Origin of the sequence: Amycolatopsis sp. MtRt-6, from assembly GCF_017308975.1 — a bacterium.
Taxonomy (GTDB): Bacteria; Actinomycetota; Actinomycetes; order Mycobacteriales; family Pseudonocardiaceae; genus Amycolatopsis.
Window position 1 is genome coordinate 160,494 of the sequence record NZ_JADWPD010000021.1, and the last position, 21,700, is coordinate 182,193.

The window sequence follows — 21,700 nt, forward strand, 5'->3', positions numbered from 1 at the left end:
AAAAGATGGCTTCTGTCGGGCACCGATCCTAACTGTGCTCTTCGGCGTCCCACGCGGGGTCGGTCGGAGGTGCCTCGCTCGCCCACGCGGCCGCCGGGTCCGCGGCCATCGAGTTCGCCGACGCCACCTGGTTGCCGCCGCCGCGTTTTGCCTGGTACATGGCCGCGTCCGCGCGCGCCAGCACCTGCTCGCCGCGTTCCTGCGGCCGCAGCGACACGAGGCCGATCGACAGCGTCACGCCGTGCGAAAGGTGGTGCGGCAGGTTGGAGACGGACTTCACGGCGCGGCCGAGCGCCATCTTCGCCGCCGACGCCGGGGTGCCCGGCAGCAGGACGATGAACTCGTCGCCGCCGTAGCGGGCCACCAGGTCGTCGCCGCGCAAGGCGTCACGAAGCGTGCTCGCCACGACACGCAGGACGTTGTCGCCTTCGGCGTGGGACTGCTTGTCGTTGACGCCCTTGAAGCCGTCGAGGTCGACCAGGGCGACCGCCAGCGGTTGCGCGTCGGCCGACGACGCCAGCTGACGCAGCTTCTCGTCCAGCGCGCGCCGGTTGGGCAGGCCGGTGAGCGGGTCCTGCAGGGCCTGCTGGGTGATCGCGCCGTGCTCGGCCGACAGCCGTTCGTGCTCGCGGCGGGCGTTCAGCGTGGCGATCTGCGACTCGCGCAGGCTCCACATCTCCGACTCCAGGCGCCGCGCGTAGTCGATCAGCGACTCGCTGGCGCCGGAGGCGTAGTCCGGGCTCGTGTCGAGCCGGGCCAGCTCGCGCGCGATGTTCAGGCGCATCGACGGCTGCGAGGTGTCGTCCGAGATGGACTGGCGGGTCTCGCGCAGGATCGTGAGGGCCTCGTCGCGGCGGCCCTCCTTGTCGAGGCAGCGCGCCAGCGCGATCGCGACGATCTCGCGGTCGTGCCCGAACGCGCGCTCGGTGTAGAGGTTGTGCAGCCGCTCGATGTGCTCGGCGCCCGGCTGGTTCAGCGCCGGCGCCGCGGCCAGCACGCCGACCTGGTCGATCGCCTTGACGTCCGCCTTGCGCGGGAACAGCGACTCGGCGAACGGGCCCTCGGCGGCCGCGCCCATCGAGGCCGCGGTGCGGAACTTCTCGGCGCTCTCGTCGTACTCGTCGATGCGCTCCAGCCGCAGGCCCCAGCCGAGCAGCATCTTGATGCGGTTGATCAGCTGCAGGGCGATGTCGTGCGGGCTCGCGCTCTCGCGGATCGCCGCGGCGGCCCGGCCGATCACCTCCTCGGCCGCTTCGTAGACGCCGAGCTGGTTGAGCACCAGCCAGCAGTCGATCAGCGTCGAGGACAGCAGCCGGTTCCAGTTGCGCAGCCCGACCTGCCGGTCCGGGATGGTGGAGTCGTCCAGGATGGCCAGCGCCCTGGCGATCTCGGTGAGCGCGGCGTCCTCCTGCGCGGCGATCACGAGCCGGCGCCCGCGCAGCGCGTGCGCGTCGGCCCGCAGCAGGGCGATGCCGTGGCGCCGGGTGTGCGCGAGCATCTCGTCGAGGCGGGGTTCGGCCTCCGCGGCCAGGCCCTTCGTGGCCAGCCGGGCGAGGGCGGACGAGCGCAGCAGCTGGGCCACCAGCAGGGGCTCGCCGCGCCGCTGGGTCTCGTCGAGCAGCTCGTCGAGCATCGCGACGATCTCGAGCTGCTGGGTGTACTCGTGCCGCTGGACGGCGGCGTTCAGCTCCCGCGCGCGCCCGACGATCCAGGCGTCGGACATCTCGGCCAGCGCGGGCCGCCTGGCCGTCACCGGGTCGGTCGCCTCGTCGGTCAGCGCCAACCTCCCGGTGTCGTGGGTTTCCGGTTCCTTCTGCTGCTCCGCCGCCAGGATTCGAACCTGAACTGTCAGAACCAAAATCTGAAGTGCTGCCGATTACACTACGGCGGATCGATCCTGGTCAGGATAGCGACGATCGGGTGTCGTCCGCGCGGGGGATGCGTTAGACGCGCCGTGGGCGGGTACGCAGGTGTGGGTTCGGGCACTCCCCAGCCGCCCGAACCTCCTGTACCGTAACTTACGGAAACGTAGGTTAGGGCGCCCTTGGTAGGAAGGCGTGCCCGTGTAGGAAGAAGTGAAGCGTATGACGGCCACGCTCGACCGTTCTCAGCCCGCCGGGGAGCCTTCGGCTCCCAAGGGGCCCAAACCTGTCATCGACGGCAAGCGCGGCATCGGCGTGCAGCTGTCGGTCTACTTCGGCGTGATCGCACCGCTGGTGGCCCTGCTGGTCGCGGTGCCGTTCGCGTGGGGCTGGGGACTGAGCTGGGTCGACGTCGGCATCTTCGTGGCGTTCTACGCGATCAGCGGGCTCGGCATCACGGTTTCGTACCACCGCTACTTCACGCACGGGTCGTTCAAGGCCAAGCAGTGGCTGCGCGTCTTCATGGCCATCGCGGGCAGCATCGCCCTGCAGGGCCCGGTTATCACCTGGGTCGCCGACCACCGCCGCCACCACGCGTTCTCCGACCGCGACGGCGACCCGCACTCGCCGTGGGCGTTCGGCACCTCGCCGTGGGCCATCGCCAAGGGCTTCTGGCACGCGCACATGGGCTGGCTGTTCGAGCGCGACCAGACCAACGCCGAGCGCTTCGCGCCGGACCTGGTGAAGGACCCGGCGATCAAGAAGGTCGACGACCTGTTCTGGCTGTGGGCCCTGGTCAGCCTGACGCTGCCGGCGCTGCTGGGCGGCCTCATCTCGTGGTCGCTGTGGGGCGCGGTGACGGCGTTCTTCTGGGCCGGGCTGGTCCGCATCTGCGTGCTGCACCACGTGACCTGGTCGGTCAACTCGATCTGCCACATGATCGGCGAGCGCCCGTTCGCCGCCCGCGACAAGTCGGCGAACTTCTGGCCGCTGGCGATCTTCTCCTTCGGCGAGTCGTGGCACAACCTGCACCACGCCGACCCGACGTCCGCGCGTCACGGCGTCAAGCGCGGCCAGATCGACATCTCCGCGCGGCTCATCTGGATCTTCGAGAAGTTCGGCTGGGTGCACGACGTCCGCTGGCCGACGCCGCAGCGCCTGGCCCGTATCGCCACCGAAAAGGGCTAGTCAACTAGGCTGCCCCGATGGCGGGGAGACGACGTTCGAAGCGGGAACAGGTCACCGGGGCGCGTCCGGCCGCCCCGGTGACTCGCGTCCGGATGACCGGGACAGAGCGGCGTCAGCAGCTGCTGAACGTGGCGCGGGCCCTGTTCGCCGAGAAGGGCTTCGACGGCACCTCGATCGAGGAGATCGCCCACCGCGCCAACGTCTCGAAACCCGTGGTCTACGAGCACTTCGGCGGCAAAGAAGGCATTTACGCGGTGGTCGTCGACCGGGAGACGCAGCTGCTGCTCGACCGGATGGTCTCGACCCTCCACGGCGGTCACCCGCGGGCGATGCTGGAGCAGGCGGCGACGGCGTTGCTGTCGTACGTCGAGGATTCCCACGACGGCTTCCGCATCCTGGTCCGCGACTCCCCGGTGGCGAGCTCCACGGGGACGTTCTCCACGGTCCTGAACGACATCGCGAGCCAGGTCGAGCACATCCTCGCCCAGCAATTCGCGGCCCGCGGCTACGACGAGAAGCTGGCCGCGCTGTACGCGCAGGCCCTGGTGGGCATGGTGGCGCTGACCGGCCAGTGGTGGCTGGACGCGCGCAAACCCAAGCGCGACGAGGTGGCGGCGCACCTGGTCAACCTGGCCTGGAACGGGTTGTCGCACCTGGAGCACAAGCCGAAGCTCCGGCTGGGCTAAAACGGCTCGACAGCTCCGGCACAGTGGTGGGTATGGCCGATTTTTCGACCTTGCGGCTCATGCAGGGCCTGGCGCAGCGGATCACCGCCACCCACCCGGAGCTGGTCAACAGCGACGCGTCGTTCGGCGAGCTGGCCTGGAACTGGGGCCGGACCCGCGGCGAGGGCGAGAGCCGGCTCTGGTTCGCGGACGGCGAGCTCGTCGCGTGGGGCCGCGCCGAGCTGCCGCGCCGCGTCCGGCGCAACGACGGTTCGGTCAAGGACATCACCGGCGCGTACCTGGCGTACCAGGTGGATCCCGGGCACGCGGAGCTGGTCGACGAGGTGATCGGCTGGTTCGAGGCCACGGCTCCCGGCGTTTCCCGCACGGTGCTCCCGGCGGCGGCCGACTCGTTCGGGTTGCAGCGCTGGGCGGCGCACGGCTACGAACCCGACGCGCCCGACGCGTGGTCACAGCTCAACGAGCGCGACCTCACCGACGTGGCGGAGCCGTCGCTCCCGGCCGGGTTCTCCTTCCGCACGGCGGCGGAGGTCCCGGCGGAAGCCGTGGTCCAGGCGCACGTGGACGCGTGGGCCCCGACGTCGTACACGGCCTCGTCGTACGACGGTGTCCGCCGGGCGCCGGGTTATCGCGCCGATCTGCACGTCCTGGTCGAGGCCCCGGACGGAACGATGGCGTGCTCGGCGATCATGTGGCTCGACGAGGTGAACGAGACGGTCGAGTTCGAGCCGGTCGGCACCCACCTCGGCTACCGGCGCCAGGGGCTGGCCCAGGCGATGTTGCGGCACGGGATGCGCCTGGCCGCGGCGGCGGGCGCCCGGCACGCGACGGTCGCGTGCATGGGGGTGCCGGAAGCCGCGCGGGAGCTGTACTACAGCGTGGGGTTCCGCGCCTTTTCGCGGGACGCGCCGCTCATCAAGCGCGCGTGATCGGGCGGCCGCTCGGCGATCAGCCCGCCCCGGTCGTCACCGCAGCTGTCCGGCCTCGTGCAGGTGGTCGAAGATCTGCTGGGCCACCAGGGAAACCCGCGGCCGGTCCGCGTAGGCGAGCCAGGCGATCTCCTCGATCTCCGCGCAGGCCCGCGGTGTCCCCCGCTATTCCGCCGAGTAGGCCGTCGTGTGGACGATCGTGCCCTCGGGGTGGCCGTGGGCCTGGCCTTCGAACGTGCCCGCCGGGGTGATCGACGCGGGGTCGATCTCCACGCCGAGTTCCTCGCGGATCTCCCGGACCAGCGTTTCGGCGTCGCTCTCGCCGGGCTCGCGTTTGCCGCCGGGGAGGTAAAACTTGTCCTTGCCGCGCGAACGGGCCGCCAGGACGCGGCCGTCCGTCAGGTGGATCCAGGCGATCTTGTCGATCACGCCAGCGCCGCCAGTGCCTCTTCGGTCGTCAGGACCGTGCCCAGCCGCGGGAAGATCTTCGTGATGGCGTTTTCGTGCGAGATGTCGGAAAGCGCTGTCATCGCGTCCGACACCGCGACCGTGTCGTAGCCGTGGTCCGAGGCCGCGCGCAGGGTCGACTCGACGCCGAACTCCGTCGCGATGCCGCCGAAGACGACCGTGCGGACGCCCGCGCCGCGCAGGTACTCGTCGAGGTCCGTGCCGGCGAACCCGCCGATCGTGTACTTCGTGACGATCTTGTCGTCGCCGGCGTCGAAGACCAGCTCGCTGCCGGGCGGGTTGTCCGGGCGCGACACCTTGACGATCACCACCGGCGCACCGGCTTTCCGGAACGCCTCCCGCAGCCGCAACGCGTTGGCGACGACTTCTTCGCCGCTGTATGGCGTGGTGGGTAACACAACGATGCGCTCCTGCAGGTCAACCAGCACGAGCACGGAGGTGGCCGGATCGATCTCGCTCATGCCCCGATCCTAGGCACTAGGGTCGGTTTCATGGCGAACAACAGGGAAATCGTGGTGACGGGCGGCGGCACGGGCATCGGGTACGCCGTGGCGGCGGCCTTCGCCCGGGCCGGCGAGCGCGTCACGATCACCGGGCGCCGGGAGAAGGTGCTCACCGAAGCGGCGACGCTCGCGGGCGCGCGGCCCGTCGTGTTCGACGCCGCCGACCCCGCGGCGGTCGAAGCCGCACTGGCGGAGTTGCCCGATCGCGTCGACGTGCTCGTCAACAACGCGGGTGGCAACACGGATTTCTCCGAAGGCGAAGGCGAACCGGGGCTGGCCGGCTTCGCGGCCGCGTTCGAGCGGAACCTCCGGTCCAATGTGGTCAGTGCCGCGCTGGTGACGCACGCGCTGCGCGACCGGCTCGCCGACGGGGCGCGGATCGTCACCGTCGGGTCGATCGCCGCGCACCTCGGCGCCGGGTCGTACGGCGCCGCGAAGGCCGCGGTCGAAGCGTGGAGCAAGAGCGTGGCCCGGGAGCTCGGGCCGCGCGGGATCACCTCGAACGTCGTCGCGCCGGGGCTGATCGGGGACACCGAGTTCTTCCACGGGCAGCTCAGCGACGAGCGTCGCGAAACGCTGATCGGCAACACGATGAACAAGCGCCCGGGCACCCCGGACGACGTCGTGGCCGCGGTGACGTTCCTGGCGAGCCCCGCCGCCGGCCACGTCACCGGGCAGGTGCTGCACGTCAACGGCGGTGCCTACCTGGGCAAATAGGGCGGGCGCATCGGCCGATCGGCCGATGTGTGCGCCGAACCCGCCCGGGTTGTCCGCCGGATGGTCAGAACAGCCCGGCTCATCGGGCGATCCCCGCGGTCCACCTCCGCCATAGCTTCGGATACCTCACGTATCCGGCGGAGGTGGACCGTTGCTCAGGCAGCTCGACAACGTCAAGGTGCGCGTGGCCCTCGCCGCGGTCCTCGTGGTCGGAGGCGTGCTCACCGCCGTCGCCCTCAACAGCGGCTCCGGCAGCGACAGCTGGCGCGCCGCGTGCGGCTCGGCGCCGGCCGGCCCGGCGGGCAAGCAGGCGAGCGTCGTCGCCGAAGCCCGGAAGGCGCTGCTGGACACCGGGAACGATCCGCGCCTCGGGATCGAAATCGTCGATCTGGCCGCCTGCGCGGTCGAAACGAGCTGGAAGGCCGACCAGCCCCAGCCCGCCGCGTCCGTCGTGAAACTGCTCATCGCCCTCGACCTGATCGACCGCTCCGGAATGCCGTCGGACAGCGAAGCGACGGCCGTCCGGGCGATGGTTTCGGCCAGCGACGATCGCGTCGCCAGCCGGCTGTGGCAGCAGAACGGCGGAGCGGAGATCGTCCGGCGGCAGGCCGCGAAGCTGGGGCTGACGCACACCGAGCCGCCCGCCGACCCGGGCAAGTGGGGCTCCACCCGGATGTCACCCACCGACGTCATCACGGTCTACCGGTACATCACCGCGGGACTGTCCGAAGAAGGACGCGAGTTCCTCACCGAAGCGATGGGCAGCGCGCCGCGCACCGCGGCCGACGGTTTCGACCAGCACTTCGGGATCCCGCGCGCGTTCCCGGGCGCGGCCTGGGCGGTGAAGCAGGGCTGGGGCAGCTCCGAATCGCGGCGGGTGCTCAACACGACCGGGCTCGTGCGGACCGCGTCCCGCACCTACGCCGTCGCGGTGATGGCCTCCTGGCGCGACACCATCGACTGGCCGACGGCGACGGCGGCCGTGACCACCGCCGTCGGCGCGCTGAAGGGTTCGCTCAGGGCCGCCAAGGTGTGAAGCGGCCGGCTTGGATGCCGGTCCCCGGGTCGCCAGGTCGGCGATGGCGCCCGGGGACCGGCGCGGTGCTGCCGCGGGAACGCTCTCTTCGGACCGCGTCAAACACGCGTCGGGGGCGGGCGAAAACTCTTGGTACACACCATGTTCCGCGATCCGCCCCCGCGGCGGAAGTGTCCACGGCACGCCACGGCCGTGCTTTTTTCATGGTCAGGCGGGCGTGACCTTCAGCAGCTTGTCGTCGCTGCCGTCCGACGTGGTCACGTACAGGGCGCCGTCCGGGCCGGTGCGCGCCGCGCGCAGGCGGCCGAACTGGTCGTCGAACTCGGGCGGCAGCGTGACGTCCAGGACCTTGCCCGCCGGATCCAGGTGGTACAGCAGCAGTTTCTGGCCCTTGAGCGCCACGACGACGAGCGCGCCGTCGTTCGGGCCCCACTGGGCTCCGGTCAGGAAGGCACCGCCGCAGATCGCCTCGGTGATCTTCCCGGACGTCCACAGTGGACTCACCGCGTCCGGGAAGCGCTGGAGGTCGGTCATCGGGACGCTCTCGTCGTAGTCGGACTCCGTGCCGCCCTTCGACGGGTCCCAGCCGTAGTTGCCGCCGGGCTTGAGCAGGTTGACCTCGTCGTCGAACGTGGGCCCGTGCTCGGCGGTGATCACCTGGCCGCTGCCCGGCCGGATCGCCACGCCCTGGACGTTGCGGTGGCCGTAGGTGTAGATCAGCCGTTCGCGCGGGTCGGTCGAGGTGATGAACGGGTTGTCCGGCAGCGGGTTCCCGGTCTTCGCGTCCAGCCGCAGCACCTTGCCGCCGAGGGACTGGCGGTCCTGCGCGACCGGTGCGCGCGCGGTGTCGCCGGTGCCGACGAGCAGCGCACCGTCCGGGGCGAACGTCGGGCGGCAGCCGGAGTGCCGTCCGCTCGGGTTGACCGGCAGGCCGGTGAGCAGGTCCTTGACCTTCGTCGCGCTCGCGCCGTCGCCGGCCAGCGTCCAGGTGACCAGCCGGATGTCGACGGCCTTGCCGCCTTCCTGGTGGTTCTGGCAGGTGATGAACTCGCGGCTGGTCGCGAAGTCCGGGCTGACGACCATGCCGAGCAGGCCGCCTTCGCCCCTGACGAGCACGTCGGAGAAGTCGGCGCGCACCTCGGCGGCCTGGCCGTTGCGGATCAGCGCGAGCTTGCCGGTCCGCTGCGGCACGAGGATGCCGCCGTCGGGCAGGAAGCCGACGTCCCAGCCGTGCTCCAGCCCGCCGGCCACCGTCTCGACCTTGAACTTCCCGCTCGCGGCGGCCGGGGTGGCCGCCGGCGGGACGCTCTGCACCGGCTCGCTCGCCGCGCCTGAGCAGCCCACGACCAGCAGGGACAGGACACCGATGAGACCGAGCGCACACCGCATAAGGACCATCCTGCCACCAAGCGGTGAAATCGCCGTTCGCGCGGCGCGCGCTCAGGAGCCCGGCCGCACCAGCCCGGACTCGTAGGCGAACACCACGGCGTGCACCCGGTCGCGCAGCCGCAGCTTGCCGAGGACCCGCCCGACGTGCGTCTTCACGGTCGTCTCGCCGATGTAGAGCTTCGCGGCGATCTCGGTGTTCGAGAGGCCGCGCGCGATGAGGCCGAGCACGTCTTTCTCGCGTTCGGTCAGGGCGTCGAGCTTCGCGACGTCGACGGGGTCGCGGTCGTCGGCCAGGTACCGGTCGAGCAGCCGCCGCGTGACCGACGGCGAGACCATGGCGTCGCCCCGCAGCACGCCCCGGATCGCGACGAGCAGCTCTTCGGAAGGCGCGTCCTTGACCAGGAACCCGCTGGCCCCGCCCCGCAAGGCGGCGTAGGCGTACTCGTCGAGGTCGAAGGTGGTGATGACCAGGACGCGCACGTCGGGCAGTTCGGCGCAGATCCGCGCGGTCGCGGTGACGCCGTCGAGCACCGGCATCCGGACGTCCATGAGCACGAGGTCGGGCCGCAGGTCCCGGGCGAGAGTGATGGCTTCTTCGCCGTTGGCGGCTTCGCCCACGACGGCGAGGTCGTCCTGGCTTTCGACGATCATGCGGAGGCCGACGCGGACGAGCTGCTGGTCGTCGCAGAGCAGGATCCGGGTGGTCACGGGCCCACCACCAAGCTCGCGCGCACCCGGTAGCCGCCGTCGGGGAGCGGGCCGGTCGTCAGCTCGCCGTGGTACATCTCGACGCGCTGGCGCATTCCCGTCAGGCCGCGGCCGGACGAGGGCAGCGCCGGGGCCGGTGGTGCGTGGCCGCCGGTGTTCGTCACCTCGATGTGGACCTCCGGGGGCTCGAAGGTGACGCCGACGCGGCCCGTGGCGTCGGCCGGGGCGTGCTTGATCATGTTCGTCAGTGCCTCCTGGACGATCCGGTACGCCTGCAGCGCGGCGCTCGCCGGCAGCGTGTCCGGGTCGCCGGTGACGTCGAGCGTCACCGGCCGGCCGGACTGCTCGACCAGCTCGCGCAGCTCCGCCAGCGTCGGCTGGGGACTGCGGGCCGCCTGGCCGGCGTGCAGGACTTCGAGGAGCCGCCGCAGCTCGGCCAGGGCGTCCCGGCCGGTGTGGACGATCGTGTCGAGGGTGCGGTCGACGGCGGCCGGGTCGCGGTGGCGGGCCAGCTTCGCCCCTTCGGCGTTCAGCACGATCACGCTCATGCTGTGCGCCAGCACGTCGTGCAGCTCGCGCGCGATCCGCGCGCGCTCCTCGGCGACCGCCGCGCGCGCCTGGGCGTCGGCTCGTTTCCGTTCCTCCGCGGTGAGCTGCTCCTGCTTGCGGAAGAACTCGCCGAGCGCCCACGCCGCGATGTGCAGCGGCACGGTGGCGACGATCGTCAGGGTCGGGTTGTCGGTGTAGGTCCCCCAGACCGCGGCCCACTGGACGTCGAGCACGACGATCGCCGCCGCGGTCCCGGCGGCGAACCACCGGTGGCCCTGCTTCACCACGGTGAAGAGGGCGACCGCCATCGCCAGCTCGGTGCGGCCGCGGTCGTACGCCCAGACCTCGTTGAAGTACACCGCCGCCGCCCCGGCGATGGTCAGGACCGCGACCGCGCGCGGGAACCGGCGGCGCACCAGCAGCGGGAGCAGGAACAGCATCGGGATCGCGCGGACGCCGTACGAACCCGGGTTGTTCCAGTTGGGGGCGAGGAAGAACAGGAACACGGCGTACAGCGGCAGGTCCACCGTCCACCGGTGCCGGCGCACCCACATCACGAGTCGTTCCACACCCCGAACGTAATGCCGGCGACACGACGACGTCGTCCTTCCCCGGGGCCGGCCTTTGTCCTCCCGGAGGAGGACACGGGCGGCCGGTCCGGCGGATTCGGGGCCACCACGGCCGTTCCTAGCGTCGGAGCCATGTCGATCACCAGGGAATTCCTCCGCCACCCCGTGCTGACGGGCGCGATCGCGCCCAGCTCTGCGCGGCTGGCCGAAGAGATGACGGCGGGTCTCGGCCTGGAACGCGCGTCGTGCGTCGCGGAACTCGGGCCGGGCACCGGCGTCTTCACTGAAGCCGTCCTCGCGCTGCTTCGCCCCGAAGCACGCTTCACGGCCATAGAGATCAACCCGCGTTTCGCGGCCCGCTTGAGCAAGTGCTTTCCGCAGGTCGACGTCGTCACCGGCTCGGCGGAACACCTGGCCGTCGACGACATCGACGTCGTCGTCTCCGGCCTGCCGTGGACGGCCATGACCGCCGCCCGCCAGGTGCGCATCCTCGACGCGGTCACCGCGGCACTCGCCCCGAACGGCCGGTTCACGACCTTCGCGTACGCCCACGCGGCCTGGACGCCCCCTGCCCGCCGCTTCGCCGCATTGCTGCGAAGCCGGTTCGCGGTCGTGGAGCGCACGCCGGTGGTCTGGGAAAACCTGCCGCCCGCGTTCGTCTACCGCGCGGCGCTGCCGGTGGCGGTGGGGAGGACGTGGCGTGGACAGCCTGCTGCGGCCCCTGCTTGACGCGCCCCCGGCGGCCGTCTACCTGGTCTGCGCCCTGATCATCACGGCGGAAACCGCGCTGCTGCCGGGCATCGTGCTGCCGACGTTGTCGACGCTGCTGCTGATGGGGTTCCTCGCCGAGCGGGGCACGCTCCACTTCGGACTCGCTTGGGTGGTGGCCGTCGCCGCCGCGGTGCTCGGCGACCAGCTCGCGTACCTCGAAGGCCGCCGCTGGGGGCCACGGCTGTCCCACCGGGATCGTTGGCGGCGTGTGGAAACGGCGGTCGCGCGCTACGGCGTCCCGGCGGTGATCGCGGGCCGCTGCCTGGCCGGCGTCCGGACGCTGGTGCCGCGGGTGGCGGGCTCGGCGGCAATGCCGTACCGCCGGTTCGCGGCGGGCAGCGTGGTGGCGGCGGTGGTGTGGGCGAGCGCGGAACTGCTGGCCGGTCACACGACGGCCGTGGTGCTGTGAAGACGTTCCGCGGTCTCGGCGTCCGCGGGCAGGAACGTCTCCAGCTTCAGCTCCGACACGGTCACGTCCGCCGCCGTCGCGAACGTCGTGATCGCCGTGATCAGCCGCAGCTCGCCGATCGACGTGGTCAGGCGGACCGGCACCGCGAACCCCAGGTGCTCCGGGCCGGGCGCCGACGGCGGCGGCAGGTAGCCCGCCAGCTCGGCGAGCTGGGCGGCCAGCCGCTCGTCCGGCGTGCGGGCCAGGTCGTCGCGGATGCGCTCGAGGATGTGCCGCGCCCAGTCGTCGAGGTTGCGCACGCGCGGTGCCATCCCGCGCGGGTGCAACGCCAGCCGCAAGGTGTCGACCGGCGCGCGCAGCAGCTCCGGCGCGACCCCCTCGGTGAGCAGGCCGAACCCGTCGTTCGCCGCGACCAGCACGCCGTAGCGGTCGACGACGATCGCCGGGTAGGGCCGGTGGCCGTCCAGCAGGCGCCGCAGGCCGTCGAGGACCGGCCGGATCGCCGGGTCGTCGAGCCGGGTTTCGGGGTACGTCGGCGCGTAGCCGGCGGCGTGCAACAGGCCGTTGCGCTCGCGCAGGGGCAGTTCGAGGGACTCGGCGACGCGCAGGACCATGCCGCGGCCGGGCACCGAACGCCCGCTCTCCATGAAACTCACGTGCCGCTGCGTCGTGCCCGCGCGCAGCGCCAGGTCGAGCTGGCTGAGCCGCCGCCGGGTACGCCAGTCCTTGAGCGCCGTTCCGAAGTCCACGGTCCCATCCTGCTCGGCCGGTCCATTCCCCGCGGGGAATTGAGGGCATACCCCGCCGCGGCGAAGCTTCGGCCATGACGAACTACGGCCTGGTCGTCCCGACCTACCAGCCCATCCTCGACGCCGGGCGGACCGCGCCCGAGCTGGTCGAGACCGCCGTCTTCGCGGAGGAGCTCGGCCTCGACTCGGTCTGGGTCGGTGACACCCTCGCGCGGGCCCCGCTGGACGCGCTCACGGTTCTTTCCGCCTTCGCCGCCCGGACGTCCCGGGTGACACTGGGGACAGCCGCCCTGCTCCCGGCCCTGCGAAACCCGATCTTGACGGCGAACCAGCTGCTGTCGGTCGACTTGCTGAGCTCCGGCCGCCTCACGGTGGCCGTCGGGGCGGGGTTCGCCGGCCGCAGCGAGCCGGAGTTCGCGTTCGCGGGCGTCCCGTGGGAGCGCCGCCGGGCCCGGCTGGACGACATCGTGGCCCTCTGGCGCGCGGCGTGGAGCGGCGCTTCTTCGTTCCACGGCTCGGTGCTGCACCACGACTCGCTGCCGGTGTTCCCCGCGCCGGCCCGCCCGGGTGGCCCGCCGGTGTGGCTGGCGGCGCACACGCCGGGCGCGTTGGAGCGGGCCGGCCGGCACTACGACGGCTGGCTGCCCTACCCGCCGGATCCCGCGGACTACGGCGCCGGTCTCGCCCGGATCCGCGCCACGGCGTCGCGCCCGGTGACGCCGGCGTTGTTCGCGACGGTCCTGGTCGAGGACGACCCCGCGCGCGGCGGCGAGCTGCTGGAGGACTACTGCCTGCGGAACTACGGGCGGCCGGCGAGCTTCGTCCAGGGCATCCAGATGCAGGTGACCGGCAGTGCCGCGGAGGTGGCGGCGCGGCTGCGGACCTACGAAGGCGTGGAGCACTTCCTGCTGCGCATCGCGAGCACGGACCCGAAGGTGTTCGACGAGCAGCTGCCCCGGCTCGCGGAGGTGGTGGAACTGCTGCGCTCTTGACGGCTTGCCAGCACCCCAATGTGGCCTTCGGTGCGCTCAACGCACCCAATGTGGCCTTCGGTGCGTTGGGCGCACCCAAGGTGGCCTTCGGTGCGTTGGGCGCACCCAATGTGGCCTTCGGTGCGTTGGGCGCACCCAAGGCCACATTGGGGTGTTCTGGGCCGCGACCAGCCGTGATCGGAAACCTGTCGGGGGTGGCACGTAGGCTGGGACCGTGACCGACGCTCCACTGTCCGGACTCCTCACCGCCATCCTCCCCGACCCGGCCCTGCGCGGCGTGGTCGAGCGCGCCGGCGCGCCGCTGCTCGAGCTGCAGGGCCCGATCGCCGCCCGGCAGCTCGTCGCCGCCGCGCTCGCGGCCGATGCCGGCGCCGCCAGGCCCGTGCTCGCCGTCACCGCCACCGGTCGCGAGGCCGACGAGCTGACCGCGGCCCTGAAAGCCCTCATCGGCCGGGGCCGGGTCGCCGACTTCCCGTCGTGGGAAACCCTCCCGCACGAACGCCTCTCCCCGCGCGCGGACACCGTCGGCCGCCGCCTGGAGGTGCTGCACCGGCTGAAGACGGGCGAAGACGACCTGCGCGTGGTCGTCGCCACCGTCCGCAGCCTGATCCAGCCCATGGCGCCCGGGCTCGGCTCGCTGCGGCCGATCGACCTCGTCGTCGGCGAGGAGACACCGTTCGAGGAGCTCCTCGAACGGCTCGTCGAGCTGGCCTACACCCGCGTCGACATGGTCGAGAAGCGCGGCGAGTTCGCCGTCCGCGGCGGCATCCTCGACCTGTTCGGGCCGACCGCGCAGCACCCGGTCCGGGTCGAGTTCTGGGGTGACGAGGTCAGCGAGATCCGCGCGTTCGCCGTCTCCGACCAGCGGTCGCTGCCCGGCGAGATCCCGCGGGTCACCGCGCCGCCGTGCCGCGAGCTGCTGCTCACCGCGCCGGTCAAGGAGAAGGCCGCGGAGCTGGCGAAGACGTACGAGGCCGACGCGCACCTGGCCGAGATGCTCACCAAGCTCGCCGACGGCATCCCGGTCGAGGGCATGGAGGCGCTCATCCCGGTCCTCTGCGAAGGCGAGCTGGAGCTGCTCACCGACGCGATGCCGGTCGGCACCCACGTGCTGCTCACCGACCCGGAGAAGATCCGCGCCCGCGCCGCCGACCTCGTCCGCACCGGCCAGGAGTTCCTCGAAGCGTCCTGGACGACGGCCGCGGCGGGTGGCCAGGCCCCGATCGACCTCGGCGCGTCGGCCTACCGCGGGCTCGACGAGATCGCGTCCCACGCGCAGGACACCAAGCGCGCCTGGTGGACGATCACCCAGCTGACCAGCGAAGACCCGGACGTCTACCGCGTCTCGGTCGAGGCCGCGCCCGCTTACCGCGGCGAGCTGGAGCGCGCGACGGCCGACCTGCGCGCGCACACGGCGGCGGGCGGCACTGCGGTGCTCGTCGTCGCCGGCCAGGGCACCGCGGCGCGCGCGGTGGAGCAGCTCACCGGCGCCGACGTCCCGGCGACCCAGGCCGGCGACGGCCTCGCCGCACCACCCGCGGCCGGCATGGTCACGGTCACCTGCGGCGGCCTCACCGACGGGTTCGTCTCGCCGGAGCGCGCCCTGGTCGTGCTCAGCGAAGCCGACCTCACCGGCCGCGGCGCGGGTGCCGGAACGTCCACAAAGGACCTGAACACCAAGATGCCGTCCCGGCGGCGCAACGCGGTCGACCCGCTGGCCCTCAAGGCCGGTGACTACGTCGTGCACGACCAGCACGGCATCGGCCGGTTCGTCGAGATGGTCCAGCGGACGGTCGCGGGTGCCACCCGCGAGTACCTTCTGCTGGAGTACGCGTCGTCCAAGCGTGGCCACCCGGGTGACCGGCTGTTCGTGCCCACCGACCAGCTCGACGAGGTCTCCCGCTACGTCGGCGGTGAGCTGCCCACGCTCAACAAGCTGGGCGGCTCCGACTGGAAGAACACCAAGGCCAAGGCCAAGAAGGCGGTCAAGGAGATCGCCGCGGAGCTCGTCCAGCTGTACGCCGCGCGCCAGTCCGCGCCCGGGCACGCGTTCGGCGCGGACACGCCGTGGCAGCACGAGCTGGAAGACGCCTTCCCGTTCACGGAGACGAACGACCAGCTCGCCGCCATCGACGAGGTCAAGGCCGACATGGAACGCGGCGTCCCGATGGACCGCGTCATCTGCGGCGACGTCGGCTACGGCAAGACCGAGATCGCCGTCCGCGCGGCGTTCAAGGCGGTGCAGGACGGCAAGCAGGTCGCCGTCCTCGTCCCGACGACGCTGCTCGCCCAGCAGCACCTGAACACCTTCACCGAGCGCATGCGGTCGTTCCCGGTGACGATCAAGGGCCTGTCCCGCTTCACGAACAAGGCGGAGTCGGACGCGATCCTCGAGCAGCTCGCCGGCGGCGAGGTCGACATCGTCATCGGCACGCACCGGCTGCTGCAGACGGGCATCCGCTACAAGGACCTCGGCCTGGTGATCGTCGACGAGGAGCAGCGCTTCGGCGTCGAGCACAAGGAGCACATCAAGGCGCTGCGCACGCACGTCGACGTGCTCACCATGTCGGCGACGCCGATCCCGCGCACGCTGGAGATGTCGCTGGCCGGCATCCGCGAGATGTCGACGATCCTGACCCCGCCGGAAGACCGCCACCCGATCCTCACCTACGTCGGCGCGTATGACGACAAGCAGGTCGGCGCGGCCATCCGGCGCGAACTGCTGCGCGACGGCCAGGTCTTCTACGTCCACAACCGGGTGTCGTCGATCGAGAAGGCGGCGCGGCGGATCCGCGAGCTGGTGCCGGAGGCGCGGGTCGTCACCGCGCACGGCCAGATGAACGAGGAAAAGCTCGAAAAGATCATCCAGGGCTTCTGGGAAAACGAGTACGACGTCCTGGTGTGCACCACGATCGTCGAGACCGGTCTGGACATCTCGAACGCCAACACACTGCTGGTCGAGCGCGGCGATCTGCTGGGCCTGGCGCAGCTGCACCAGCTGCGCGGCCGGGTCGGGCGCGGGCGCGAGCGCGGGTACGCGTACTTCCTGTACCCGCCGGAGGCACCGCTGACGGAGACCGCGCACGACCGCCTGGCGACGATCGCCCAGAACACCGAGCTCGGCGCGGGCATGGCGGTCGCGATGAAGGACCTCGAAATCCGTGGCGCGGGCAACATCCTGGGAGCGGAGCAGTCGGGGCACATCGCGGGCGTCGGCTTCGACCTGTACGTGCGGTTGGTGGGTGAAGCGGTCGACGCGTTCCGCCGGCACGCGGGCGCGGAGCCTGCCGAAGACGAGGAACTGGCGGAAGTCCGCGTCGACCTCCCGATCGACGCCCACATCCCACACGACTACGTGCCGGGGGAGAGGCTGCGGCTGGAGGCATACCGCAAGATCGCGGCAGCACCGGACACGGCGGGCCTCGACGCGGTCCGCGAAGAGCTGATCGACCGTTACGGCCAGCCGCCGGCCCCGGTGAACAGGCTGCTGGCGGTGGCGAAGTTCCGGCACACGTGCCGCGAGGCGGGCGTGACGGAGGTGGCGGTCCAGGGCAACACCATCCGGTTCGCCCCGCTGCCGCTGCTGGACTCGCAGCTGGTGCGACTGAAGCGCTTGTACCCGAAGGCGGTGTACAAGGCGGTGACGAACACGGTGTCGGTGCCAAAGCCGACGGAGGGACCGGCGGGCGGCCGGATAGGCGCGCCGACACTACGGGACGAAGAGCTGCTGGAGTGGTGCACGAAGCTGTTGGTCCAGCTGACGAAGAAGCCGGCGGCGGTGTAAAGGGGGACCGGAGACCCGCGAACCGGCGGCCGGCGACGCAAGCCGCCAACGGGGCGGCGACGCGGACCGGCGGCCGGCGACGCAAGCCGGCCAACGACGTCACCAGACCTCCCCCGCCCCTCATCCCAGCCTTCTCTTCAGTCGACGACCGGGTTTGTCAAGGCACTCTTTCCCGCCTTGACAAACCCGGACGGCGACTGACAATCCGAACGGAGGGGCGGGGGAGGTCGGACCCGCCGCCCCGCCGCGGCAGACGCTCTACCCCGGCAAAAAGACTGTCCTCGCCGGACGGGCAGGCTCTGGGATGGCCACCCCTTGCCGCTGCCGTCTCACGTTCCTGAGGTGGGCCGCGAGGTGGTCATCCCGTCGCCTGAACGAGGCCTATCACTTTGAGCCGGGCCCGCAAGCTTGCGTCGTCTTCTCACGTTGGTCTGTGTGTTGCGGGCCCGGCTCAAAGTGATTTCACGGCCTCAGGCGACGGGATGACCACCCCGCTCCTTTGATCGTGGGGCCGGCTAACGCGCGTCGCCAGCCCCATCCGTACCGGCTCCACCGGCACCGGAACCGCGCCGGCGCCCGCCATCGGCAGCGGTCGGGGGTGCCGCGGCATGCGCGATCCGGCGCCGCCGCCTCGGCCCGGGTACACCAGCAAGCCCCGGGCCGGGTCCGGGACCGCGTCCAGGGCCGCCGTCACGGCCGGCAGTGTCCGGAACGCGTCGCGCTGCTCCTCGGTCGAAAATTCGATCTCCAGCACCACGCCCCACCGGTGCTCGTGCCAAACCCACTGCTCAGCGCCGTGCGTCAGGGCGGCTTCGGTGAGTGCGTCGCCGCGGGACAGGCGCCACATCGATGCCGGATGCTCGCCGTCGAACACCTCCATCGTGAGCCAGTGGTCCATAAATCGACATTACCGCCGCCGCGACCTCATGGGTGTTGCGTTTCGGAGGCGGTGGTGTGAGAGGGTATGCGTTGTGATGCGGATCATCGGGCGCCCTCGCGCGCTGGTCGCCGTTGTTGCCGGTGCACTTCTGCTCGCCGGGTGCGGCTCGGGACCCAGCCAGGTCGGTGCCGCCGCCGTCATCGGTGACCGCACCGTCTCCATCGACCAGGTGCAGGCGCTGATCGACAAGGCCGTCCGCGAGCAGCCGTACGCGCAGAAGCTCGCCGCCGAGCACAAGCTCGAAGAGGTCGGCCGGGCCGCCGTCACCCAGCTCGTCGTGCACGAGCTGCTCCTCAAGGCCGCCGAAAAGCACGGCATCACGCCCAACTACGGGCAGATCGACGCCCAGCTGGCGAAGGACCCGCTCAACGGCAAGGTCCCCGCCGACGCGAGCAACGAGGCCCAGGCCGTCAGCCAGGTCGTCACCCGCTCGCGCGACCACCGCGAAGAGCTGACCGACACCTACCTCGCCCAGGCACTGGCCGAGAAACTCCTGCCGAACCTCTCGGTCACCTTCGACTTCACGACGATCGGCTCGATGCCGGACCCCAACACCGGCTCGGCGCTCCAGGGCGAAGACGCGAAGAAGGCCGCCCTCGACCTCGCCCGGCAGCTCGCCGCCGACCCGGCGGCCGCGGCCAAGCGGATCGGCGCCGACGTCCAGTACGAGGCCCAGCTGCGGGATCAGGCGAAGCAGGCGGGCCGGAACGTCGACAGCATCCCGCCGCTGTCCGGCCTCGGTGACGCGGTGCCCGCCACGCAGGCCGGCGCCCTCGCCTCCACCCCGGTCTTCGGGTCGCCCGCCGGCACCGTCGTGGCCGTCCCCTACCCGAGCCAGGACCTGGCGGGTACCTGGTTCGTCGGGGTGATCCGGCAGCGCACGGACGACCGGACCGTCGCCACCGAGCGGACGCCGGAGCTCGACGCCGCCACGAAGACCGCGATCGGCATGCGGCAGCTGCAGCCGTTGTTCGACGAGCTCGGCGTGCGCGTCAACAAGCGGTACGGCGTGTGGGACGTGGTGGGCATGAACGTGGTGCCGAACCTGGACTCCACGCAGGGCCTGGTGCTGCCCCCGGGCGGGTCCGGTCGTACCCAGCAGTGAGCACGGGTGTCGTCGTGGTCGTCCGCGGGACGACGCTGCCCGGTGCGGCGCTCAAGATCCTGCGTGAGTCACCCGCCGTCTACGCGGCCACGGACGTCGATCCGGCCGCGTTCGGGATTCCGGCCGTCACCGAGGCGCCTTCGCTGAAGGACGTCGTGCTGCTGGCCGGGTCCCGTGACGAGCCGGCGGCGTCGCTGCTCATCGCGACCGGCGCGGCCGTCATCGAGACGCCGGCGCCGCCGCTGGTCGAGGCCGCCGAGGTGATGGACCGGCTCCGCTCGCCGGGCGGCTGCCCGTGGGACGCGGCGCAAACGCACGATTCGCTGCGGCAGTACCTGGTCGAGGAGACCTACGAACTGCTCGACGCCATCGAAGAAGGCGACCGCGAGGCGCTGCGCGAAGAGCTCGGCGACGTGCTGCTGCAGGTGCTCTTCCACGCGCGGGTCGCGGCCGAGGACCCGGCGGACCCGTTCGGCATCGATGACGTCGCCGCGGCGCTCGTCGCGAAGCTGGTCGGCCGGCACCCGCACGTCTTCGCCGGCGCCGACAAGGTGCACACGGTCGAGCACCAGAACCTGAAGTGGGAAGAGCTGAAGCAGCGCGAGAAGCAGCGTCGCTCCATTGTGGACGGCGTGGCGCTGGGTCAGCCGGCCGTCGCGCTGGCGGGCAAGCTGGGCCAGCGCTCCGGGCGCGCGGGCATCCCGCTCGACCTCTTCCCCGAAGGTTCCGGGGCCGCCGCCCAGCTGTTCCGCATCGCGGCCACGGCACGCCGGGCCGGTGTCGACGCCGAGGGCGAGCTGCGGGCGCTGGCGAAGCAGTTCGCGAAGGACATCCGGGGCGCCGAGCAGGCCGCGCGCGACGCCGGGCTGGAGCCGACGACCCTGGAGGCCGACGGCTGGCGGAAGTTCTGGCCCACGCGCCGGGTGTGACGCAGCACACAATCGGGTGAGAACCGTTTCCGGGCTCCCGGCGTCTTGCCTGGTGTGAGACACCAGCCACTGCAGGACGCCGACGAGGCCCACCTCGTCCGGCGCACGGCCAAGGGCGACCGCGCGGCGTTCGAGGAGCTCTACCGCCGCACGTCGCCGTGGCTCGCCGTGCGCCTGCGCCGCCGGTGCGCGGACGAGCAGATCGTCGCCGAGGTCATGCAGGAGACGTACCTGGCGGTGTGGCGCGCGGCGGAGTCGTTCGCGGGCACGGCGACCGACGGGAACGCGGTCGGCTGGCTCTGGACGATCGCGGCCCGCCGGCTGGTCGACGCGTTCCGGCGCCGGGCACACCACGCCCAGCCACCCCCGGAGGTGGCCCTCGACGTGACCCCGGTGGCGGCGGCCGAGGACGAGCTGCTGGCGACGTCGATGGACGACGACGTCGGCACCGCGCTGCGCGACCTCGCGCCGGAGCTGCGCGCGGTCCTGCAGGCAATGGTGCTCGACGGGCTGACGGTCCGGGAAACCGCGGTGCTGCTGGGGTTGCCGGAGGGCACGGTCAAGACGCGCGCGAGGCGGGCGCGGATCGCGATGCGGGAGGCGCTGTCATGAACCACGCACCGGAGCGGCTCATCGCCGCGTACGCGGCCGGCGACGACCTCCCGGGTGACCAGCTGTGGGGCCTCGAAGCGCACCTCGAGACGTGCCCGGTGTGCCGGGCGCGGCTCGCCGAGGTGGCGCCGGTCCGGCCGGTGGTGGACCTCGTCTGGACGCGGCTCGCGGCGGACGTCGAACCGCCGGGGGTGCCCGCGCACCCCGCGCGGCGCCGCTTCGCCAGGTGGCTCACCACCTGGGTCACCCCGGTGATGCTGCCGTGGCTGGCGATGATCGTGCTGGTCACGCTGCTCGCGGTGGTGTTCGACCACGTCGGGCGGTCGGTGCTGGACGTGACGGCGGTGCAGCTCTTCGCGCCGGTGCTGCCGGTGCTCGGCGTTGCCGTGTCGTGGGCGCGGGGGCTGGATCCGGCGTACGAAGCCGTCGTCGGGACGCCGCGCGCCGGGCTGTACCTGATCGCGCGGCGGACGCTCGCCGTGCTCTTCGTCGTCCTGCCGGTGCTCGGCGTCGCCGGGTGGCTGACCGGGACGGCGCTCGCGCTCTGGCTGCTGCCGAGCCTGGCTTTCACCACGGGGACGCTCGCGCTGGGCGGGCTGATCGGCATGACGCGGGCGGCGTACGTGCTGGTCGCGATGTGGGTCGCGGTGCTGCTCCTGCCCACCGTGGCGGTCCAGCGGCCCGTGTTCGCGCTCACCACCGGTGCGTGGCCGGTGTGGGCGGGGATCTTCGCGTTGACGACGGTGGCCGTCGCCCTGCACAAGGGCGCGTTCACCCGGCTCGGCGCGCGCAACTAGGGAGGAAG

The 21,700-nt window shown here is 71.8% G+C and carries 20 protein-coding genes, 1 tRNA gene and 1 pseudogene; 13 read left to right on the forward strand and 9 right to left on the reverse strand.

The features are described from left to right. Positions 1-28 precede the first annotated feature (28 nt). Both I4Q55_RS31035 and I4Q55_RS31040 read right to left on the reverse strand, forming a co-directional pair. Entirely contained in the window at positions 29-1,783 is a 1,755-nt protein-coding gene (locus I4Q55_RS31035) for a diguanylate cyclase (protein ID WP_206792729.1), read from the reverse strand. A gap of 36 nt (positions 1,784-1,819) precedes the next feature. Next, a tRNA-Gln gene (locus I4Q55_RS31040) sits at positions 1,820-1,891 on the reverse strand. Positions 1,892-2,084: 193 nt separating this feature from the next. On the opposite strand from I4Q55_RS31040, the gene I4Q55_RS31045 reads away from it, so the two are divergent. The 3 genes from I4Q55_RS31045 (at position 2,085) to I4Q55_RS31055 (ending at position 4,665) form a co-directional block, all read left to right on the forward strand. After that, on the forward strand, positions 2,085-3,050 hold the full coding sequence (locus I4Q55_RS31045; protein WP_206792731.1) for an acyl-CoA desaturase: 966 nt from the start codon (positions 2,085-2,087) through the stop codon (positions 3,048-3,050). Positions 3,051-3,142: 92 nt separating this feature from the next. Then, positions 3,143-3,736: a TetR/AcrR family transcriptional regulator gene (locus tag I4Q55_RS31050; protein WP_003062116.1), complete on the forward strand. Its 594-nt coding sequence runs from the start codon at positions 3,143-3,145 to the stop codon at positions 3,734-3,736. Positions 3,737-3,768: 32 nt separating this feature from the next. Next, positions 3,769-4,665, forward strand: coding sequence for a GNAT family N-acetyltransferase (locus I4Q55_RS31055; RefSeq protein ID WP_206792733.1), 897 nt, complete (start codon positions 3,769-3,771; stop codon positions 4,663-4,665). Positions 4,666-4,701: 36 nt separating this feature from the next. On the opposite strand, the pseudogene I4Q55_RS31060 reads toward I4Q55_RS31055, so the two are convergent. Then, positions 4,702-5,094: pseudogene (locus I4Q55_RS31060) on the reverse strand (NUDIX domain-containing protein). Beyond that, entirely contained in the window at positions 5,091-5,594 is a 504-nt protein-coding gene (locus I4Q55_RS31065) for an isochorismatase family protein (RefSeq protein WP_206792735.1), read from the reverse strand. The pseudogene I4Q55_RS31060 and the gene I4Q55_RS31065 overlap by 4 nt, the downstream one beginning before the upstream one ends. A 30-nt stretch (positions 5,595-5,624) precedes the next feature. On the opposite strand from I4Q55_RS31065, the gene I4Q55_RS31070 reads away from it, so the two are divergent. Then, positions 5,625-6,353, forward strand: coding sequence for an SDR family NAD(P)-dependent oxidoreductase (locus I4Q55_RS31070; protein ID WP_206792737.1), 729 nt, complete (start codon positions 5,625-5,627; stop codon positions 6,351-6,353). Positions 6,354-6,504: 151 nt separating this feature from the next. Next, entirely contained in the window at positions 6,505-7,389 is an 885-nt protein-coding gene (locus I4Q55_RS31075) for a serine hydrolase (protein ID WP_206792739.1), read from the forward strand. A 207-nt stretch (positions 7,390-7,596) separates the two neighbouring features. On the opposite strand, the gene I4Q55_RS31080 is transcribed toward I4Q55_RS31075, so the two are convergent. Genes I4Q55_RS31080 through I4Q55_RS31090 form a run of 3 tightly spaced genes read right to left on the reverse strand, consistent with a single transcriptional unit; the run spans position 7,597 to position 10,589 of the window. Beyond that, positions 7,597-8,778 (reverse strand): sorbosone dehydrogenase family protein, encoded by a 1,182-nt coding sequence (locus I4Q55_RS31080; RefSeq protein WP_206792741.1) that lies wholly within the window; start codon positions 8,776-8,778, stop codon positions 7,597-7,599. Positions 8,779-8,829: 51 nt separating this feature from the next. Next, entirely contained in the window at positions 8,830-9,486 is a 657-nt protein-coding gene (locus I4Q55_RS31085) for a response regulator transcription factor (protein ID WP_206792743.1), read from the reverse strand. Further along, positions 9,483-10,589 carry a sensor histidine kinase gene (locus I4Q55_RS31090; protein WP_206792810.1) on the reverse strand — a complete coding sequence of 369 codons (1,107 nt, stop codon included), beginning with the start codon at positions 10,587-10,589 and terminating at the stop codon, positions 9,483-9,485. The genes I4Q55_RS31085 and I4Q55_RS31090 overlap by 4 nt, the downstream gene beginning before the upstream one ends. 147 nt (positions 10,590-10,736) lie before the next feature. On the opposite strand from I4Q55_RS31090, the gene I4Q55_RS31095 reads away from it, so the two are divergent. Then, positions 10,737-11,333 carry a class I SAM-dependent methyltransferase gene (locus I4Q55_RS31095; RefSeq protein WP_206792745.1) on the forward strand — a complete coding sequence of 199 codons (597 nt, stop codon included), beginning with the start codon at positions 10,737-10,739 and terminating at the stop codon, positions 11,331-11,333. After that, a complete protein-coding gene (locus I4Q55_RS31100; protein ID WP_206792747.1) occupies positions 11,305-11,784 on the forward strand; it encodes a DedA family protein in 480 nt (159 codons plus the stop codon). The genes I4Q55_RS31095 and I4Q55_RS31100 overlap by 29 nt, the downstream gene beginning before the upstream one ends. Here the strand turns inward: I4Q55_RS31100 and I4Q55_RS31105 are convergent. Further along, a complete protein-coding gene (locus I4Q55_RS31105) occupies positions 11,760-12,533 on the reverse strand; it encodes a helix-turn-helix transcriptional regulator (protein ID WP_206792749.1) in 774 nt (257 codons plus the stop codon). The two genes, I4Q55_RS31100 and I4Q55_RS31105, sit on opposite strands and share 25 nt — an antisense overlap. A gap of 74 nt (positions 12,534-12,607) precedes the next feature. On the opposite strand from I4Q55_RS31105, the gene I4Q55_RS31110 reads away from it, so the two are divergent. Both I4Q55_RS31110 and mfd read left to right on the forward strand, forming a co-directional pair. Then, complete coding sequence (locus I4Q55_RS31110; RefSeq protein ID WP_206792751.1) at positions 12,608-13,525, forward strand: LLM class flavin-dependent oxidoreductase; 918 nt, start codon at positions 12,608-12,610, stop codon at positions 13,523-13,525. A 229-nt stretch (positions 13,526-13,754) separates the two neighbouring features. After that, positions 13,755-17,309 carry a transcription-repair coupling factor gene (gene mfd / locus I4Q55_RS31115; protein ID WP_206792812.1) on the forward strand — a complete coding sequence of 1,185 codons (3,555 nt, stop codon included), beginning with the start codon at positions 13,755-13,757 and terminating at the stop codon, positions 17,307-17,309. Between the two features lie 451 nt (positions 17,310-17,760). Here mfd and I4Q55_RS31120 read toward each other — a convergent pair whose 3' ends face one another. Next, positions 17,761-18,207, reverse strand: a complete 447-nt coding sequence (locus I4Q55_RS31120; protein ID WP_242547076.1) for a hypothetical protein — start codon at positions 18,205-18,207, stop codon at positions 17,761-17,763. 76 nt (positions 18,208-18,283) lie between these two features. On the opposite strand from I4Q55_RS31120, the gene I4Q55_RS31125 reads away from it, so the two are divergent. Genes I4Q55_RS31125 through I4Q55_RS31140 form a run of 4 tightly spaced genes read left to right on the forward strand, consistent with a single transcriptional unit; the run spans position 18,284 to position 21,692 of the window. Beyond that, on the forward strand, positions 18,284-19,354 hold the full coding sequence (locus I4Q55_RS31125; RefSeq protein WP_206792753.1) for a SurA N-terminal domain-containing protein: 1,071 nt from the start codon (positions 18,284-18,286) through the stop codon (positions 19,352-19,354). Further along, positions 19,351-20,283, forward strand: coding sequence for a MazG family protein (locus I4Q55_RS31130; RefSeq protein ID WP_206792755.1), 933 nt, complete (start codon positions 19,351-19,353; stop codon positions 20,281-20,283). Before I4Q55_RS31125 ends, I4Q55_RS31130 begins: the two co-directional genes overlap by 4 nt. Before the next feature lie 54 nt (positions 20,284-20,337). After that, the gene (locus tag I4Q55_RS31135; protein ID WP_206792757.1) at positions 20,338-20,895 is read left to right on the forward strand and encodes an RNA polymerase sigma factor; all 558 of its coding nucleotides are present in this window, start codon (positions 20,338-20,340) and stop codon (positions 20,893-20,895) included. Beyond that, positions 20,892-21,692, forward strand: coding sequence for a zf-HC2 domain-containing protein (locus I4Q55_RS31140; RefSeq protein WP_206792760.1), 801 nt, complete (start codon positions 20,892-20,894; stop codon positions 21,690-21,692). Before I4Q55_RS31135 ends, I4Q55_RS31140 begins: the two co-directional genes overlap by 4 nt. Positions 21,693-21,700: the final 8 nt, after the last annotated feature.

Coding starts and splice junctions, on each gene's coding strand:
- I4Q55_RS31055 (WP_206792733.1), top strand. CDS start 3,769: ATGGCCGATTTTTCGACCTTGCGGCTCATGCAGGGCCTGGCGCAGCGG.
- I4Q55_RS31080 (WP_206792741.1), bottom strand. CDS start 8,778: ATGCGGTGTGCGCTCGGTCTCATCGGTGTCCTGTCCCTGCTGGTCGTG.
- I4Q55_RS31120 (WP_242547076.1), bottom strand. CDS start 18,207: ATGGACCACTGGCTCACGATGGAGGTGTTCGACGGCGAGCATCCGGCA.
- I4Q55_RS31050 (WP_003062116.1), top strand. CDS start 3,143: ATGACCGGGACAGAGCGGCGTCAGCAGCTGCTGAACGTGGCGCGGGCC.
- I4Q55_RS31045 (WP_206792731.1), top strand. CDS start 2,085: ATGACGGCCACGCTCGACCGTTCTCAGCCCGCCGGGGAGCCTTCGGCT.
- I4Q55_RS31140 (WP_206792760.1), top strand. CDS start 20,892: ATGAACCACGCACCGGAGCGGCTCATCGCCGCGTACGCGGCCGGCGAC.
- I4Q55_RS31065 (WP_206792735.1), bottom strand. CDS start 5,594: ATGAGCGAGATCGATCCGGCCACCTCCGTGCTCGTGCTGGTTGACCTG.
- I4Q55_RS31125 (WP_206792753.1), top strand. CDS start 18,284: ATGCGGATCATCGGGCGCCCTCGCGCGCTGGTCGCCGTTGTTGCCGGT.
- I4Q55_RS31095 (WP_206792745.1), top strand. CDS start 10,737: ATGTCGATCACCAGGGAATTCCTCCGCCACCCCGTGCTGACGGGCGCG.
- I4Q55_RS31110 (WP_206792751.1), top strand. CDS start 12,608: ATGACGAACTACGGCCTGGTCGTCCCGACCTACCAGCCCATCCTCGAC.
- I4Q55_RS31090 (WP_206792810.1), bottom strand. CDS start 10,589: ATGTGGGTGCGCCGGCACCGGTGGACGGTGGACCTGCCGCTGTACGCC.
- I4Q55_RS31070 (WP_206792737.1), top strand. CDS start 5,625: ATGGCGAACAACAGGGAAATCGTGGTGACGGGCGGCGGCACGGGCATC.